At 72.0% G+C, this 15,417-nt stretch carries 19 protein-coding genes and 1 pseudogene; 11 read left to right on the top strand and 9 right to left on the bottom strand.

The annotated features are described in order from the left end of the window. Positions 1-166: 166 nt before the first annotated feature. Complete coding sequence (locus tag ACIBO8_RS18615) at positions 167-1,060, bottom strand: LLM class flavin-dependent oxidoreductase (protein WP_396116475.1); 894 nt, start codon at positions 1,058-1,060, stop codon at positions 167-169. Positions 1,061-1,167: 107 nt separating this feature from the next. Here ACIBO8_RS18615 and ACIBO8_RS18610 point away from each other — a divergent pair, with 107 nt between their 5' ends. Next, complete coding sequence (locus ACIBO8_RS18610; protein ID WP_396116474.1) at positions 1,168-1,980, top strand: polysaccharide deacetylase family protein; 813 nt, start codon at positions 1,168-1,170, stop codon at positions 1,978-1,980. A gap of 9 nt (positions 1,981-1,989) precedes the next feature. Here ACIBO8_RS18610 and ACIBO8_RS18605 read toward each other — a convergent pair whose 3' ends face one another. Beyond that, complete coding sequence (locus ACIBO8_RS18605; RefSeq protein ID WP_396116473.1) at positions 1,990-2,259, bottom strand: hypothetical protein; 270 nt, start codon at positions 2,257-2,259, stop codon at positions 1,990-1,992. Positions 2,260-2,323: 64 nt separating this feature from the next. Then, positions 2,324-3,883 carry a M4 family metallopeptidase gene (locus tag ACIBO8_RS18600; RefSeq protein WP_396116472.1) on the bottom strand — a complete coding sequence of 520 codons (1,560 nt, stop codon included), beginning with the start codon at positions 3,881-3,883 and terminating at the stop codon, positions 2,324-2,326. A gap of 184 nt (positions 3,884-4,067) precedes the next feature. On the opposite strand from ACIBO8_RS18600, the gene ACIBO8_RS18595 reads away from it, so the two are divergent. From ACIBO8_RS18595 to ACIBO8_RS18580, 4 genes are all read left to right on the top strand, one after another. Further along, on the top strand, positions 4,068-5,069 hold the full coding sequence (locus tag ACIBO8_RS18595) for a 3-oxoacyl-ACP synthase III family protein (protein WP_396116471.1): 1,002 nt from the start codon (positions 4,068-4,070) through the stop codon (positions 5,067-5,069). Positions 5,070-5,168: 99 nt separating this feature from the next. Then, complete coding sequence (locus ACIBO8_RS18590) at positions 5,169-5,525, top strand: YciI family protein (RefSeq protein ID WP_396116470.1); 357 nt, start codon at positions 5,169-5,171, stop codon at positions 5,523-5,525. Then, on the top strand, positions 5,522-6,766 hold the full coding sequence (locus ACIBO8_RS18585; protein WP_396117092.1) for an RNA polymerase sigma factor: 1,245 nt from the start codon (positions 5,522-5,524) through the stop codon (positions 6,764-6,766). The genes ACIBO8_RS18590 and ACIBO8_RS18585 overlap by 4 nt, the downstream gene beginning before the upstream one ends. 18 nt (positions 6,767-6,784) lie before the next feature. After that, positions 6,785-7,483 carry a TMEM175 family protein gene (locus ACIBO8_RS18580; RefSeq protein ID WP_396116469.1) on the top strand — a complete coding sequence of 233 codons (699 nt, stop codon included), beginning with the start codon at positions 6,785-6,787 and terminating at the stop codon, positions 7,481-7,483. On the opposite strand, the gene ACIBO8_RS18575 is transcribed toward ACIBO8_RS18580, so the two are convergent. The 5 genes from ACIBO8_RS18575 to ACIBO8_RS18555 all read right to left on the bottom strand — a co-directional run bounded on the left by ACIBO8_RS18575 (position 7,431) and on the right by ACIBO8_RS18555 (position 10,830). After that, positions 7,431-8,315: a glutathione S-transferase C-terminal domain-containing protein gene (locus ACIBO8_RS18575; RefSeq protein WP_396116468.1), complete on the bottom strand. Its 885-nt coding sequence runs from the start codon at positions 8,313-8,315 to the stop codon at positions 7,431-7,433. The genes ACIBO8_RS18580 and ACIBO8_RS18575 overlap by 53 nt on opposite strands. 41 nt (positions 8,316-8,356) lie before the next feature. Next, a complete protein-coding gene (locus tag ACIBO8_RS18570) occupies positions 8,357-9,589 on the bottom strand; it encodes an EAL and HDOD domain-containing protein (RefSeq protein WP_396116467.1) in 1,233 nt (410 codons plus the stop codon). Between the two features lie 113 nt (positions 9,590-9,702). After that, the gene (locus ACIBO8_RS18565; RefSeq protein ID WP_396116466.1) at positions 9,703-9,987 is read right to left on the bottom strand and encodes a hypothetical protein; all 285 of its coding nucleotides are present in this window, start codon (positions 9,985-9,987) and stop codon (positions 9,703-9,705) included. After that, positions 9,984-10,292 carry a hypothetical protein gene (locus ACIBO8_RS18560; RefSeq protein WP_396116465.1) on the bottom strand — a complete coding sequence of 103 codons (309 nt, stop codon included), beginning with the start codon at positions 10,290-10,292 and terminating at the stop codon, positions 9,984-9,986. Before ACIBO8_RS18560 ends, ACIBO8_RS18565 begins: the two co-directional genes overlap by 4 nt. Positions 10,293-10,467: 175 nt before the next feature. Then, complete coding sequence (locus ACIBO8_RS18555; RefSeq protein WP_396116464.1) at positions 10,468-10,830, bottom strand: YybH family protein; 363 nt, start codon at positions 10,828-10,830, stop codon at positions 10,468-10,470. A gap of 107 nt (positions 10,831-10,937) precedes the next feature. Here ACIBO8_RS18555 and ACIBO8_RS18550 point away from each other — a divergent pair, with 107 nt between their 5' ends. From ACIBO8_RS18550 to ACIBO8_RS18540, 3 genes are all read left to right on the top strand, one after another. Further along, positions 10,938-11,150, top strand: a complete 213-nt coding sequence (locus tag ACIBO8_RS18550; protein WP_396116463.1) for a hypothetical protein — start codon at positions 10,938-10,940, stop codon at positions 11,148-11,150. Positions 11,151-11,241: 91 nt separating this feature from the next. Further along, on the top strand, positions 11,242-12,003 hold the full coding sequence (locus ACIBO8_RS18545) for a class I SAM-dependent methyltransferase (RefSeq protein ID WP_396116462.1): 762 nt from the start codon (positions 11,242-11,244) through the stop codon (positions 12,001-12,003). Positions 12,004-12,007: 4 nt separating this feature from the next. Next, positions 12,008-12,499, top strand: coding sequence for an NUDIX domain-containing protein (locus ACIBO8_RS18540; protein WP_396116461.1), 492 nt, complete (start codon positions 12,008-12,010; stop codon positions 12,497-12,499). On the opposite strand, the gene recQ is transcribed toward ACIBO8_RS18540, so the two are convergent. After that, on the bottom strand, positions 12,466-14,307 hold the full coding sequence (gene recQ, locus ACIBO8_RS18535; RefSeq protein ID WP_396116460.1) for a DNA helicase RecQ: 1,842 nt from the start codon (positions 14,305-14,307) through the stop codon (positions 12,466-12,468). The two genes, ACIBO8_RS18540 and recQ, sit on opposite strands and share 34 nt — an antisense overlap. Before the next feature lie 78 nt (positions 14,308-14,385). Between recQ and ACIBO8_RS18530 the strand changes: the two genes are divergently transcribed. The 3 genes and pseudogenes from ACIBO8_RS18530 (at position 14,386) to ACIBO8_RS18520 (ending at position 15,266) form a co-directional block, all read left to right on the top strand. Continuing rightward, positions 14,386-14,580: a hypothetical protein gene (locus ACIBO8_RS18530; protein ID WP_396116459.1), complete on the top strand. Its 195-nt coding sequence runs from the start codon at positions 14,386-14,388 to the stop codon at positions 14,578-14,580. After that, positions 14,523-14,793 (top strand): annotated as a pseudogene (locus ACIBO8_RS18525) (carboxylesterase family protein); the annotation flags it as partial. The gene ACIBO8_RS18530 and the pseudogene ACIBO8_RS18525, both read left to right, overlap by 58 nt. Positions 14,794-14,903: 110 nt before the next feature. Beyond that, positions 14,904-15,266: a carboxylesterase family protein gene (locus ACIBO8_RS18520; protein WP_396116458.1), complete on the top strand. Its 363-nt coding sequence runs from the start codon at positions 14,904-14,906 to the stop codon at positions 15,264-15,266. Positions 15,267-15,417: the final 151 nt, after the last annotated feature.

Genomic DNA, 15,417 nt, shown 5'->3' with positions numbered 1-15,417 from the left:
CGGCCCGCCCGGGCCGCGTACCCCGCATGTGGACGGCGAGACTGATCAGGAACCGTCCGCTATGCGCCCCTTCTGGGAGCCGTTGTCGATCAGGCGGCCGGTGAGGTCGACCAGCAGCAGGCCGAGGCTCGCGACGGAAGCGGCGTAGACCAGCGGGTCGTGCGGGTCAGCGACCGAGGGCCCGCAGGGCCGCCGTGGCCTGGCCCAGCGGATCCGCGCCGAGCGGGCGCAGCACGACGGTGCCGGCCCCTGCCTCGCCCAGGGCCGCGACCCGTGCGGCGATGCCGGAGGCCGGGCCGATCAGGGTGAACAGCTCCTCGGGCGGGACCCCCATCCACGCCGCCTGAGCGGAAACCATGTCGGCGGTGGCCGCTGCCGCTGCCGCCGGGTCCTCGCTGACGTGCAGGAACGCGAACACGATCAGTTCGTGCCCGGGGCGGTCGCCCGCCGCGCGGCCCCGGCCGATGAAGCCGAGGGCGTCGGCGATCTGCGCCGGCCCGGTCCCCTCGGCCAGGATCGTGCCGTCGGCGACCCGTCCGGACAGCTCCAGCGAGCGGGGCCTCACCACCCCGGTGACCAGCGGTGGCGGCTGGGCCGGTGGGTGCACCAGGGCGAGCCCGTCGACGGTCACCTCCCGGCCGTGCTCGGTGACGGTCTCGCCGGCGAGCAGGCCGCGTACCGTCCGGATCGTCTCCTCCAGGAGCGCGAGCTTTCCGGAGGTTTCTGCGCCCACCTTGCGCATCCATTCCGGCACTCCGTGGCCGAGGCCCGCGACCAGGCGGTCCGGGTGCACCCGGGCCAGCGTCGCCAGTTCCATCGCGAGCAGTGCCGGGTTGCGCAGCGGCACCGGCGCGATGCCGATGCCCACCCGCAGTCGGTTGGTCGCGGCCAGGGCCAGCGCGGCCGCACTGATGGAGCCGGCCCAGCCCAGGTCCTCGACGACCCAGAGGTCGTCGGCGCCGGCCGCCTCCAGGTCCCGGGCGAAGCCGGGCAGCTCCTCGGGGGCCCGGTCGCGGTCCGCCATGAACCCGATCCGTACGCCGGAGTCTCGACCAGTCACGAGGGCAGCCTAGCCGGACCACAGTGGTTGATCACTGTACGTGGCGCGCTGAGCGCCGAGGGACACTTCACCGCGGTCTGACACGGTGCGGACCACGATGTCGCACCATGTCGATCTTGCGTGCGGTTCCGGTGGTGACGATGGCGCTCGTGCTGGCAGGGTGTTCCGCCGGTCACGGAGCGGATCGGGAGCCGGCCCCCGGGGCGCATCCGGCCGCCTCGGCTGCCGGCCCCTCCGCCGGCGTGCCGGTCGGTAAGCGGCCCGACCGGCAGCACGCGGGGTGGCGGGACTCGGACATCCCGGTGTTCGGGCCGGCTCCGGCGCCGGAGAAGATCGCGTTGCCGTCCGGCGGCAGTGTGCCGTACCTGCTGCGGATCCCGACCACGCAGAAGGTGGCGTTCCTGACCATCGACGACGGCTACCTCAAGCATCCCGAGGCGCCGAAGCTGATCGCGGCGGCGCGGGTGCCGGTGACGTTGTTCCTGACCACGGACGCCATCGCCGACGACCCGGGCTACTTCAAGCCGATGATCAAGGCGGGGGCGGTGGTCGAGGCGCACACGATCACCCACGCCAGCCTCCGGGGCCGGCCGTACACGTTCCAGAAGCGGGAGATCTGCGGCTCGGCGGACCGGCTGGCCGGCTGGTACCAGCGCCGCCCGGTGCTGTTCCGGCCGCCCTTCGGCAACAAGGACGCCACCACGCTCCAGGCGGCCCACGACTGCGGGATGAAGGCGGGCTTCATGTGGAAGGAGACCGTCGACAAGGGCAAGGTCCGTTTCCAGGAGGGCAAGCGGGTGCGAGCCGGCGACATCATCCTGATGCACTTCCGGAAGGCGTTCGTGAAGGACTTCCTCGGCGCGCTGCGGGCCATCAAGAAGGCCGGGCTCACCCCGGCCCTGCTCGAGGACTACGTGTAGCGACAGGCCCTACGGGATGGGACGGCGCATCGAGTACGTGACGCCGTGCAGCCGGTGCGGTTCGTTGATGACGTGGATGGCGGCCCGGTCGTAGGCCTGCCACCCCGCCGCGCCGGCCCGGTTGAGGTGGCGCAGGTCGTCGAAGCGCTCGTCGGTGCCCCAGCGCAGCACCCCGCCCGGGTGGTGGAAGGTGGCCGTCCAGTCCATGAAGCGATCGGCGCCGAAGGTGCCCGCGGCGCGGTACTCGAGGCGTGCGTACTCCCAGTTGGTCACGTCCATGATTATCTCCGCGCGGCGCGGGGCCGCACACCGTGGTGCGCGGCCCCGCTGACGGTGCTGCGGATCAGGCGACGTTGACCGCCGACCAGGCGGCCGCCGTGGCGTTGTACTCGGCGCTGTTCGCGCCGTACAGGTCGCGGGCGGCGTTCAGGGTGGCCGTACGCGCGTCGGCGTACTTGGAACCCGAGCTCAGGTACGTGGTCAGTGCCTTGTAGAAGATCGCACCCGCCTTGTCGTTGCCGATCCCGGTCACGGTGCTGTTGTTGCAGGTCGGGCTGTTGTACGCGACGCCGTTGACGGTGTGCGCGCCGCTGCCGACGGCCAGCAGGAAGAAGGCGTGGTTGCCGACGCCGGAGGAGTAGTGCACGTTGAGGTTGCCCACCGTGCTGCTCCAGCACTTCGCCGAGTTGCCGTCCTTGGACGGGTCGTCCATGTAGCGCAGCGGCGTGTGGTCGAGCGCGATGTTCTCGCCGATCAGGTAGTCGCCGACGTCCTTCGTGTTGTTGGAGTGGAACTCCACGAGGGTGCCGAAGATGTCGCTGATGGACTCGTTGATGCCGCCGGACTCGCCGCTGTAGACGAGGCCCGCCGTGCGCGAGGTGACGCCGTGGGTCATCTCGTGGCCGCCGACGTCCAGCGAGGTGAAGGGGCCGTAGTTCGTGCCGTCACCGTCGCCGTAGACCATGCAGAAGCAGCTGTCGGACCAGCCGGCGTTGTTGTACTTGGTGCCGTAGTGAACCTTGTTGTAGCTGCCCTTGCCGTCGCCGGCGATGCCCGAGCGGCCGAACTTCTCGAGGTAGAAGTCCCAGGTCTCGGCCACGCTGTACTGGGCGTCGACGGCCACGGTCTGGTCGTTGCTCAGCGAGCCGGTGCCCCAGACGTTGTCGGCGTCGGTGAACAGGGTGCCCTGGCCGAAGCGCCGGTTGTTCATGTCGTTGGTGTAGGTGCCGCCGCGGACCGGGTCCTTGAGCTGGTACGTCGAGCCGGACTTGGTGGTGTCCAGCGGCACGGTGCCGACGTTGTAGCCGGTGCCGGAGCCCTCGACGGTCTCGACGTCGGACCACTTGTCGACGATCTTGCCGGTGTGCGCGTTCACGAGGACGTGGGTGACGCCGTCGCCGCCGGCCGGGTCCTTCACCGTGATCACCGTGCGCCACACCAGCACCGGCGTCGCGGGCAGGGCGTCGACGGCCAGGGTCGCGGGTGCGCCCGTGGCAGCGGTGCCGCCGAGCGCCTTCGCCGCCGCGCGGACCGCCTTCGCGGCGCTGAGGGTGGGCACCGCCGACAGGGTCAGCGGGGCCAGCTGGGTCTTCGTCACGGCGCTCAGATCGCCGTCGCGGCCGAGGTGGGCGATGACGTCGCCGCCGATGACCTCCAGCCCGCGGTACGCGCGGTTGAGGTGGACGTGGCTCACGCCGCTCTTCTCGACGAGCACGCCGCGCTGGGCGAACGTGTCCGAGGCGCCGGCGGCGAACGCCGAGGCGTGGCTGCCGATCGCGGACGTGGCGCGGGAGGCGGCCAGGGCGGGCGTGACGGGCTGCGGCTCGGCGGCGTGAGCCGCGGCGGGAGCGGCGAGTGCGGCCGATGCAAGGGCGGCCGCGGTGACGATGGCTCTGGTGCGCACCGTTTCTCCTCTCGTGCCGGCCGGGGTGAGGCCGGACTGAGATAGAGCTTCGTGAATATTTTTCGGCAGCGGAAGGCCTTTTGGTAACAAACGTGTGACGCTGAGGAACATATACGGACGTCTTTGGCGTGATCCACCCTCCCGAGTCCTCAAGCGGGGCGCTCCGGAGCCGATCTGTCCGGACATGCAGTCGACACCGCGCGTCGGGATCCTCGGCACGGGCTCGTACGTGCCCGAGCACGAGGTCACGAACGAGGCACTGGTGGAGCGGGTCACCGACACCACCCCCGAGTGGATCTCCCAGAAGACCCTGATCGAGGCCCGCCGCTTCGCCTCGCCCGAGGAGGCCACCTCCGACCTGGCCACGAGGGCCGCGGCCGCAGCGCTGGAGAACGCCGGGATCGCGGCCGACCGGGTCGACTACCTCATCGTCGCGACGTCGACCGGCGACTCGCCGCAGCCCCCGACCGCGTCGCTGGTGCAGCACGCCATCGGCGCCCACCGGGCCGCCGCCTTCGACATCAACGTCGTCTGCGCCGGCTTCGTTTTCGGCCTCGTGCTGGCCGACAGCCTGATCGCCACCCGGCCCGGCGCCGTGGTGCTGGTCGTCGGCGCCGACATCTACTCGCGCATCCTGGACTTCGACGACCGGCGTACCGCGATCCTGTTCGGCGACGGGGCCGGTGCCGCCGTCGTGGGTGCCGTGCCCGCGCCGTACGGGCTGGTCGACGCCGAGCTGGTCACCCGCGGCGACGCCCACGAGCTGATCCACATCAAGGCCGGCGGCAGCCGCCTGCCCGCCTCCGCGGAGACGGTCGCCGACGGCGACCATTACTTCCGGATGAACGGCCGCGGCGTCCGCGAGTTCGTCATGGCCGGAGTGCCGCCCGTGCTCGAGACGCTGCTCAAGCGCGCCGGGGTCACCGCCGGGCAGGTCGACCACTTCGTGCCGCACCAGGCCAACGGCGTCATGCTCCAGGAGCTCGTGGACGCGGCGGGGCTGGCGTCCGCCCGTACCCATCTGGTCCTGGACCGTTACGGCAACACCGGAAGCGGCTCCGCGGCGGTCGCGCTCGACACCGCCGCCCGCTCCGGCGCCCTCAAGGCGGGGGACCTGGTCCTGCTGGCCGGCTTCGGCGGCGGCATGTCGGTCGGCGCGGCCCTGCTGCGCTGGTACGCCGTCTGACGCCGCGGGAATTCAACCGGGGATAGTGTCGATCCGCGTCCCGCCCGTTCGTCGGAGGAAGGAACGGGCCGCAGGGGCCCCGACGAGATCGGACACGACATGGCCAGGTACCTGATCCTCATCTACGGCGACGAGCAGGCGTGGGACGCCGTGCCGCCGCAGGAGCTCGAGGCCCGCCACGCCGCCCACGTGGCGTTCGCCGCGTCGGCCGGGCCCGCGATCCTGGGCGGCGCGCAACTGCAGCCCGCCGCCACGGCGACCAGCCTGCGCGCCGGCGCCGACGGCCGGCCGGCCGTGACCGACGGGCCCTTCCTCGAGACCAAGGAGGTGCTCGGCGGCTACTACGTCGTCGACGCGCCCGACCTCGACGCCGCGATCGCCATGGCGAGCCGGCTGCGGGAAGCGACCGCCGGCCGGGGCGGCATCGAGATCCGTCCCCTGGTGGAGCCGAACTGACCGGCGTCGCCGCGGCGCTGGCCGACGCGTACCGGCGCGAGTGGGGCCGGGTCCTCGCCGCGACGGTACGCGTCACCCGCGACCTGGACCTCGCCGAGGAGTGCGCCCAGGACGCGTACGCCCGGGCCGTGCAGGCGTGGGAGCGCGACGGCGTCCCGGACCGCCCCGGCGCCTGGCTCACCACCGTCGCCCGCAACCGGGCCACCGACCTGCTGCGCCGCGAGACGGTGCTGCGCCGGACCCTGCCGCTGCTCGTGATCGACGAGGCCGAGCCGGGGCCGGACGAGGGCGAGCCGCAGGCGGTGCCGGACGACCGGCTGCGGCTGATCTTCACCTGCTGCCACCCGGCGCTGGCCCACGAGGCGCAGGTGGCGCTCACCCTGCGGCTGCTGTGCGGCCTGTCGACGGCCGAGGTGGCCCGCGCGTTCCTGGTGCCCGAGCCCACCATGGCCGCCCGGATCACCCGGGCGAAGAAGAAGATCGCCGCGGCGCGGATCCCGTACCGGGTGCCGGCGGCGGAGGACCTGCCGCAGCGCGTCGGCGCGGTCCTCGAGGTGGTGCACCTGGTCTTCACCACCGGGCACACCGCGCCCGCCGGCGCCCGGCTGGCCCGCCACGACCTCGCCGACAGCGCGATCCGGCTCGCCCGGATGCTGCACGACCTGCTGCCCGGGGACGGCGACGTGGCCGGGCTGCTCGCCCTGCTGCTGCTCACCGACGCCCGGCGCGAGACCCGGACGGCCGCGGGCGGCGGCCTGGCGCTCCTCGAGGACCAGGACCGCACCCGCTGGGACCGCCGGCGGATCGCCGAGGGTACGGCCCTGCTCACCGAGGCCCTCACCGGGCGCCCGCCGGCCCGGTACGCCGTGCAGGCCGCCATCGCCGCGGTCCACGCCGAGGCGCCCACCTGGCAGGACACCGACTGGACCGAGATCTGCGGGCTCTACGAGGTCCTCAGGAGACTCTGGCCCAACCCCGTCGTGGACCTGAACCGGGCGGTGGCCCTCGGCATGCGCGACGGCCCTGAGGCCGGTCTTGCGGCCCTGGAACCGCTGCTCGGCGAGCCCGCCCTCGCCACGTACGGCTACCTCAGCGCCGCCCGCGCCGACTTCCTGCGCCGCCTGCGACGGTGGGACGAGGCGCTCGTCGCGTACGAGGAGGCGGTGACCCTGACCGCCAACGACGTGGAACGCGCGTTCCTCGGCGCGAGGCTCGCCGAGGTCCGCGCACATCGCGGCTGACCGCTAGGCTTCCCGGCCATGGATCTTGCACCGCCCGAGCGCGCCACCCTGCCGCTGGAGGACCTCGCCGAGGCCGGCCCGAGCGCGGTCGCCGCGGAACGGCTGACGTTCTTCGGCGACGCCGTCATCGCCATCGCCATCACCCTGCTCGCCCTCGAACTGCCGCTGCCGCTGCCGCACGGCGGGACGAACAGCGAGATGCTGCACGAGATCAGCAGGGAACGCGGCGAGTACATCGCATTCCTGATCAGCTTCGTGGTGATCGGCGCGCACTGGAGCGGCCACCACCGGGTGTTCCGCCACGTCAACCGGATCGGCGGCCGCCTCGCGCCGCTCACCCTGCTCTGGCTGCTCATGCAGATCATCACACCGTTCGCGACCAAGGTTCTCGGCGGCGACGGCGCATTCCAGTTCCGGTTCATCCTGTACGCATCGGTGCAGGCGCTCGCCGGAATACTGTTCATGCTCATGGTCCGCCAGGTGCAGACGCATCACCTGTACGGCCCGCAGACGCCTCCGGCGATGTTTGCGAACGCGTACATCGGCACGGGCAGCCTGGCGCTCGGGTTCCTGCTCTCCATCCCCGTCGCGTTCTTCACCCAGTACGCGTACGACTTCTGGTTCGGGGTCCCGGTGCTGACCGCGGTGGTCCGCCGCCTGGTGGTCAGCGGTCGGCGGGGGCGGACCAGTCCGGAAGCACCGCGCCCGGCCGGCTGAACGCCGCGAAGTCGGTCGTGTCGCGGAAGGCCGCGATCGTGTAGAGGTCGCGGGCGTACGACCACAGGTGCGGGTACACGTGCAGGCCCGGGTTGATGGTGCGTCCGGCGTTCGGGCCGACGTCGTAGCGGACGAGGGTGACCCAGAGCCGGATGTCCGCCTCGGTGACCTCGTCGCCGAGCAGGTAGCGCGAGCGCGACAACCGGCCGTCCAGCTGCTCGAACGCCTCCAGCAGCGCGTCGCGGGCGGGCCCGGGGCGCCCGGCCGCGCCGACGCCGTGGTTCACCGCAGGGCCCAGCCAGCCGTCCAGCTGCTCGATGCCGTCCCGCAGGCGCTGCGGGTACGTGTGGATCACCGGCGTCGCCAGGTGCCCGAAGCGGGTGGCCAGGTCGATGCCGATGCCGCGGCTGTCGTTGCTGACGAGGCGGGACGTGGCCCGGTCCCAGAGCGCCGGCACGCAGACGTGGCCGTCGAAGTTCTCCTCGGTCGCCTCGTACACCTCGCGTAGCAGGGTGAAGCCGTTGACCGGGTCGGGGCCGTACTGCTCGCGGAAGGCCCAGCCGCGTCCGTCGCGCTCACCGTCGACGAACGACATCGTCACGATGTCCTCGAGTCCGGCCAGGGCGCGGGTGATGGCGACGCGGTGGGACCACGGACAGAACCACCCGCCGTACACGTGGTAGCGGAACGGCCGTGCCGTGAACTCGCCGTCCGCGGTGATGCGGCCGGTGAAGCGCAGCAGGGGACCGGGGGTGTCGGGGATGCGGTACTCGCCGTAGGTGGCGACGTCCACGGGCCCGGCGAGACGGGTGGCTGCCGAGAGCTTCACCATGGGTAAAGCCTATAGTCGTGGTAGGAGATGGGCAAGGGCCGTCAGGCCGCGCTCTGCGTCGCCGCTACCGCCATCCGGGACCACTTCATCGCCGCCATGACCGTGCCCGAGAGATCGTCGCCCGCGTACGCCGCGGCCACCTCGCCCAGATCACCCCGCTCGTACGCGTTGACGACCCGCAGCACCTGGCCCAGCCTGCCGGACCCCCGCTCGAGCGCCGCCGTGATCTCCGCGTCCAGCGGCAGCTGGTGGGCGATCGCCGCCGGGGTCAGCCCGATCATCTGGGCCACCGCCGTGATCAGGCCCGCCATGAACGCGGCGTCGGAGTTGGTGCCGAACGCGCCGGCGACGTTCTCGCACAGCCGGGCGCGGGTCAGCGCGTCCGCCATCTGCTCCTCGGTCGCCTCCGCGACGTCGTCGACGACCATCAGCATCGCCCACTGCCGGATGTGGGCGAGGCCCAGCATCACGACGGCCTGGCGTACGGAGGACACGCGCGCATAGACACCGACGGCCGCGGAGTTGCTGGCCCGCAGCACCCGCATGGTGAGCGCGGGGTCGCGGGCGATGATGGCGAGCACCGTCTCCAGGTCGGCGTCGGCGGCGCTCAGCGCGCCGATCAGTTCCAGGCGGCGCAGCTTCGACGGGGTCAGGCTTGCCGCGGTCAGCACCTGCGGGCGGCTGAGCACGTAGCCCTGGCGCAGCTCGAAGCCGTACCGGTTGCTCAGCGCCAGCTGCTCCCCGGTCTCCAGGCCCTCTGCGACGATCTTGATGTCCGGGAACGCGCGGCACGCGGTGACGACCTCGTCCAGGTGGGCGAGATCAGCCGTGAGCAGGTCCAGCTTCACGAAGTCGGCCAGCGGCAACAGCCGCTCGTGACCGGAACCCCAGACGAAGTCGTCCAGCGCGATGCGATACCCCTGCGCCGCGAGCGCGGTGACGCCGGCGACCACCTCGTCGTCCACGTCGACCGACTCCAGCACCTCCAGCACCACGTGCTCGGGGCCGAACGGCAGGGTCAGCACCCCGGTCAGGAACTCCCGCGTCATGTTGATGAAGCAGGTACGGTCCCCGACGACCTCGTCGATGCCGAACTCGGTGAACGTGTTGACGATCACCTGGCTGGTCGCGTACGTGTCCCGGCGGCCGGCCTCGACCGCGTCCATGCTGCCCCGGAACAACAGCTCGTACGCGACGACGTCGCCCGTCACGTCGAAGATCGGCTGCCGGCCGACGTGCACGAGCTGTGTGCCCGGCAGCGGTAACGGCACCATGGGGTTCACGCCCTGACTGATCGGCCGCCCGGCACCTTGCTTGAGCTTTCTGCGGGACGGGCGTAAATCAGGGGCACTTCGGGTGCGACGGTTCTCCGCTCAGGTGCCGCTCCTCACGTGGCGTTCTTCACGGCCAGGTCGATCGCCCGGTGCAGGTCCGAGCGGCGGATGCTGACCAGCTCGTCGACACCGTCGTCCAGGTAGTCCTCGACGATCTCCCGGATCTGGTCGTTAGGGCTGATGCCGCGCCGCTGCGCCAGCGTGACGAGCCGCTCCGTCATCTCGTAGGACATCGTCACCGCGTGCACCACCCCGCTCGCCCGGGGGCGGTTGTCACGCTGCGCCGAGTTCCAGTCCCGGTCGTTGACGGAGGCAGCGGCATCGTCGAACCTGCTCATGAGGTGTCTCCCTTGATCCGCGCGATCGCATCGATCTCCACGTCGTCCAGATATCGGGCCGAGGCGACCGTGTACGTGTCATCGCTGTCCTCGATCAGTGCCACCACCAGCCACGTGCCCTTGCGATCGGGCCCGGCGACCTGCATGGCGGGCCCGATATGACGGCGTACCACCCCGTGAGCATGCAGTACCTCGATGACCGACAGGGGATTGACCCGGGCGGCTAGGAGATTCTCGTAGGTCTCGTCCGTGAAGACAAAGACTTCGTACGGCGTCTCGGCGTCATCATCGATCAGCTGCGACACCTCCGGATCCCTCTGACGTTGTTCGGACAGCCGGAGGACAACGATAGGCACCTCGTATTACGGAAAGTGCCGGAAAAATGACAACGTGTCGTGCGTCGCTGCCTTTCCCGTCAGGCCCTCGCCGCCGGCGAAAGGGGCGGAACATCGTTTGCGCCAGATGCTGATGAATCCGCCCTCAGCGAGGGGTGTTCTGGTCGTGCAGGAGCAGCCACGCCCCGCCCAGCCGGGCGAAGACCAAAGTCAGCACATAGGTCATCGTGTACGGACGACCGCCGGCGTCCAGGTCGTCGTAGGTGACGGCGTACGTGGCGACCGCGGTGTCCCCGGCTTCGGTGCGCCGTAGCGGCTCCAGCTTCCAGCTCCAGTCCGGATCGCCGAACCAGTCCCGGTGGAACGCGCCGACCTCCTCCCGCCCGGCCAGCACCCGCCCGTTCGGCGCGATGACGGTGACGTCGTCGTGCACGGTCGCCAGGAACCCCTCGACGTCCCGGGCATTGATGGTGGCCAGATGCTGTTCGAGTGCTGCGGCGAAATCCATGCGGCGGTAGCCCTTTCCTCGGTGTGGAGTGCGCGCAGCATGGCATTTCCGCGGCCGCGCGGCACCGCATTTCCCCGTACCCGCTGTTACCGTCGCGGCTGTGCCCGATGCCGCGGGCGTACGCCTGGAGTGCGTCCGCCGGCGTGTCCCTCCTGGACTTCGAATGGGTACGCCTGGGGCCGCCCGACCTCGCCCTCGACGCGTTGCTGCGGACCGGCCCGGACGGCACCCCGCTGACCCCCCGACCTGGGCGCGTGCTCGCCCGGCTGGCGGCGGCGCACCCGGCGCTGGTGTCCGTACCGGATCCGGTCCCGCGCTGACCGACGCCCCGGACCCGGCGCCCGCTTTCGCGGCGTTGTGCCGCCTGCTCGACGCCCCGGACGTGGTGCGCGCGCCCCTTATGATCGCCGGGTGACGTCCCGGTCCGCGCGAGTCAGTGCCGAGCGTCCCTTCTACGCCCTGCACGCCGACGCCTACGACCTCCTGATCGACGATCCGGTCGAGCCGTGGGTCGACGCCGTCCACGACCGACTGATCCGAGCAGACCGGCCCCGCGCCTCGGTGCTGGACGCCGGATGCGGCACCGGCCGGCACGCCGCGGCGCTCGCCGCCAAGGGCCACCGGGTCGACATGGCCGACGCCTCACCGCAGTTGCTGTCGCGGGCCCGTGCCCGCTGCCCGGGCGCGCGGACGTTGCTGGTCGACCTGTGCGCGATGGACCTCGGGCCGTCGTACGACGCGGTGACATGCCGCGGGGTCCTCAACGACATGGTCGCCGGCGAGGAACGCGAATCGGCGATCGCGTCGCTGGCCGCCTGCCTGCGGCCGGGGGGACTGCTGTTCCTGGACGTCCGGGAAGGGGAAGGCTCCCGGCTGCGGGCCCACGGCGGGACGCGCCGGGTGGTTGCTTCGCTGAGCGAGCACGAGGAGCTGAGATTCATCACCCGTACCACGTGGCAGGACGGGCTGCTGCGGGTGGAGGAGCGGTACGACCTGGTCGTGGACGGCCGGGTCGAGCGCGAATCCACCTACGACTTCACGATGCGGCCGTGGTCGCGGGCCGAGCTGTCCTCCGTGCTGCGACGAAACGACATGCAGACCGTCGACATCACCGGTGGCGTCGGCCGCCGTACGCCGGACCGCCTCTTCGTGATCGCCATCAAGACGGAGTGACGTCGTGACCTCGTCTCCACAAGTGACGGCGGCGACGTGGGCCTGCATCCGCGGGCGACAGCTGTTGGTCGTGCGTCCGCACGGCCGGGACGCCTTCTTCCTGCCCGGTGGTGTGCCGGAGCCCGGCGAAACGCCGGCGGAGGCCACGGCGCGAGAGGTGGCGGAGGAGGTCGGCATCGAGGTGCGCCCGGACGAGCTGACGCTGTTCACGGAGATCGTCTCCGCCGCGTACGGCCGGCCCGGTACCGTCCGGCTCGTCTGCTACACCGGCCCGAGCACCGCAGTCCCGACAGCCACCGGCGAGATCGCTGAGGTGGCGTGGTTCACCGCCGCGGACGCCGGCCGGTGCGCCGGCGCGGTCCAGCAGCTCATCGCGCAGCTGGTGGAGTGCGGCCTGCTGGACGGACCACACGGCTCGACCCTCGAGGATGGGCAGCCCCGGGCCGGGAAAGGACCGGCGGGTCAGCCGGAGGCGAGGGTGTCGAGGACCTGCTGACCGTACTTGGCCAGTTTGTTCTCGCCGACCCCGCCGACCGTCGACAGCTCGGCCAGCGATCCGGGCCGCAACGCCGCGATCTGGCGGAGGGTCGCGTCGTGGAAGATGACGTACGCCGGGACTCCGGCCTCGCGCGCCGCCGATGCCCGCCACGAGCGCAGCCGCTCGAAGAGCTCGGTGGCGGCCGGGTCGAGGTCCGCCGCCGGTGCCGACGCCGCGGAGGAGGAGCGCCGGGCCTTGGGCGCCCGGGTGCGTTCCGGCTCGCGGCGCATCATGACCTGGTGTTCCTTACGCAGGACCGCGCTGCTGGCGTCGGTGAGGACGAGGGTGCCGTAGTCACCCTCGACCGCGAGCAGGCCCTGGGCCAGGAGCTGGCGGACCACGCCTCGCCATTCCTGTTCGCGCAGGTCGGTGCCGATGCCGAAGACCGAGAGCTCGTGGTGGCGGAACTGGAGCACCTTCTCGGTGGTCTTGCCGAGGAGGATGTCGATCGACTGGCCCGCGCCGAACTTCTGGCCGCGTTCGCGGTGCAGGCGCAGCACGGTCGACAGCAGCTTCTGGGCCGCGACGGTGCCGTCCCAGGACTCCGGCGGGGTCAGGCAGGTGTCGCAGTTGCCGCACTGCGGGTCGGCGGACTGGCCGAAATACGCGAGCAGCTGGGCGCGGCGGCACTGGACGGTCTCGCAGAGAGCCAGCATCGCGTCGAGGTGGGCGGCGAGGTTGCGGCGGTGCGCGAAGTCGCCCTCCGAGGTCTCGATCATCTTGCGTTGCTGGACGACGTCCTGCAGCCCGTACGCCAGCCAGGCGGTGGACGGCAGCCCGTCGCGCCCGGCGCGGCCGGTCTCCTGGTAGTAGCCCTCGACCGACTTGGGCAGGTCGAGGTGGGCCACGAACCGCACGTCCGGCTTGTCGATGCCCATGCCGAACGCGATGGTGGCCACCATGACGAGGCCGTCCTCGCGCAGGAACCGGCTCTGGTTGGCGGCGCGGGTGCCCGCGTCGAGGCCGGCGTGGTAGGGCAGGGCGGTGACGCCGTTCTGGGTGAGGAACTCGGCCGTCTTGTCCACCGAGGCCCGGGACAGGCAGTAGACGATGCCGGCGTCGCCGGGATGCTCGGTGCGCAGCAGGTCGAGCAGCTGCCGGCGGGGCTCGTTCTTGGGCACGATGCGGTACTGGATGTTGGGGCGGTCGAAGCTGGCGGTGAAGTGCCGGGCGCCGGTCAGGTCGAGCCGCGCCGCGATCTCCTCCCGGGTGGCGCTGGTCGCCGTCGCGGTCAGGGCGATGCGCGGCACGTCGGGCCAGCGCTCGTGCAGCATCGACAGATTGAGGTAGTCGGGCCGGAAGTCGTGGCCCCACTGCGAGACGCAGTGCGCCTCGTCGATCGCGAACAGCGAGATCCGGCCGCGGTCGAGCAGCCGCTGGGTGCCCGCCACGCCGAGCCCCTCGGGAGCGACGTAGAGCAGGTCGAGCTCGCCCGCGAGGAACAGCTGCTCGGTGAGCCGCCGCTCGCCGGGATCCTGGGTCGAGTTGAGGAAGCCGGCCCGCACGCCGAGGGTGCGCAGCGCGTCGACCTGGTCCTGCATGAGCGCGATCAGCGGGGAGATCACGACCCCCGTGCCGTCGCGCACCAGGGCCGGGATCTGGTAACACAGCGACTTGCCGCCGCCGGTCGGCATGAGCACGAGCGCGTCGCCGCCGCCGATGACGTGCTCGATGATCTCGCGCTGCCCGCCCCGGAAGTCCGCGTAGCCGAAGACCCGGCTGAGCACGTCGTAGGCGGGACCGGCGAGCGGGGGAGCGGAAGTCACCCCGCGAGTTTAGTGACTGCGCCGGCGACGGGTCCGCGGCCTGTGGACAACCCGTGGCCCGGGCGTCGGCTGATCCTCATGCGATTGCTTCCCGCGCTCGTCGGCGCCGCCCTCGCCACCGTCCTGGCCGCGCCCGCCGGGGCCGCCGCGCACGGTCACGGCGGACCGCTGGTCGGCACCGACAAGGGCATCGTGCAGGGGGTCCGGGCCGGGGAGTGGAGAGCTTCCTGGTCATCCGGTACGCCGCCCCGCCCGTGGGGCGCCCGGCGGTGACGGCCACGGCTTGGCCGGGCATCGCCGACGCCGGCTCGTACGGCGCCCGCTGTGCCGGGCCGCGTACCGAGGCTGAGGACTGCCTGTTCGTCAACGTGCAGCGCCCGGCCGGCCTCCCGCAAGGGCGACCGTCGCCCGGTGTACGTCTTCATCCACGGCGGCGGCCTGGTCGACGGCAGCTCGAACCAGGCCGACATGGCCGTGATGGTCCGCGCCACGGGCGTGGTCGGGGTGACCTTCAACTACCGGCTCGGCGTGCTGGGGTTCCTGGGCCTGCCCGCCCTGACCGCCGAGCGCGGCGAGAGCAGGCCGCCCTGCGGTGGGTGCAGCGCGACGTGGCGGCGTTCGGCGGCGACCCGCGGCGGGTCACGGTCGGCGGTGAGTCGGCCGGTGGCTGGTCGGTGGGCGGGCACCCGGTCGCGCCCGGCTCGCGGGGGCTGCTGACGCAGGCGATGATCCAGAGTGGCTCGTGCCTCGGCCGTACGCAGCAGGAGGCCGCGTCCGCGGGTGCCGCTGTGGCCGCGGCGGTGCGCTGCGCCGACGTCGCCTGCCTGCGGTCCACTCCGGTCGCCCGGCTGATCGACGCGCCCGCCGGCGGGTTCGCGCTGGTCCGGGGCACGCCGACGCTGCGGTCGATCCCGCCGTCGCCGTGGCCGCCGGGGACTTCACGCGCGTACCCGTGGTGATCGGCGCGAACCGCGACGAGGGCCGGACCTTCGCGCAGGGGTTCATCGGCGCGACCCGCGAGCAGTACGAGCAGTGGGTCACCACCACGGCCGGACGCGGACCGGTTCAGCGCCGCGTACCTGATCGGCGCGATCATGACCGACTCCGGCC

It is taken from the genome of Actinoplanes sp. NPDC049681, assembly GCF_044465265.1.
Classification (GTDB): domain Bacteria; phylum Actinomycetota; class Actinomycetes; order Mycobacteriales; family Micromonosporaceae; genus Actinoplanes.
Note: the sequence above shows the minus strand (reverse complement) of the source record. Positions and strands in the feature narration are given on the sequence as shown.

Coding starts and splice junctions, on each gene's coding strand:
- ACIBO8_RS18610 (WP_396116474.1), top strand. CDS start 1,168: ATGTCGATCTTGCGTGCGGTTCCGGTGGTGACGATGGCGCTCGTGCTG.
- ACIBO8_RS18605 (WP_396116473.1), bottom strand. CDS start 2,259: ATGGACGTGACCAACTGGGAGTACGCACGCCTCGAGTACCGCGCCGCG.
- ACIBO8_RS18595 (WP_396116471.1), top strand. CDS start 4,068: ATGCAGTCGACACCGCGCGTCGGGATCCTCGGCACGGGCTCGTACGTG.
- ACIBO8_RS18590 (WP_396116470.1), top strand. CDS start 5,169: ATGGCCAGGTACCTGATCCTCATCTACGGCGACGAGCAGGCGTGGGAC.
- ACIBO8_RS18580 (WP_396116469.1), top strand. CDS start 6,785: ATGGATCTTGCACCGCCCGAGCGCGCCACCCTGCCGCTGGAGGACCTC.
- ACIBO8_RS18575 (WP_396116468.1), bottom strand. CDS start 8,315: ATGGTGAAGCTCTCGGCAGCCACCCGTCTCGCCGGGCCCGTGGACGTC.
- ACIBO8_RS18570 (WP_396116467.1), bottom strand. CDS start 9,589: ATGGTGCCGTTACCGCTGCCGGGCACACAGCTCGTGCACGTCGGCCGG.
- ACIBO8_RS18565 (WP_396116466.1), bottom strand. CDS start 9,987: ATGAGCAGGTTCGACGATGCCGCTGCCTCCGTCAACGACCGGGACTGG.
- ACIBO8_RS18555 (WP_396116464.1), bottom strand. CDS start 10,830: ATGGATTTCGCCGCAGCACTCGAACAGCATCTGGCCACCATCAATGCC.
- ACIBO8_RS18550 (WP_396116463.1), top strand. CDS start 10,938: ATGCCGCGGGCGTACGCCTGGAGTGCGTCCGCCGGCGTGTCCCTCCTG.
- ACIBO8_RS18530 (WP_396116459.1), top strand. CDS start 14,386: ATGCGATTGCTTCCCGCGCTCGTCGGCGCCGCCCTCGCCACCGTCCTG.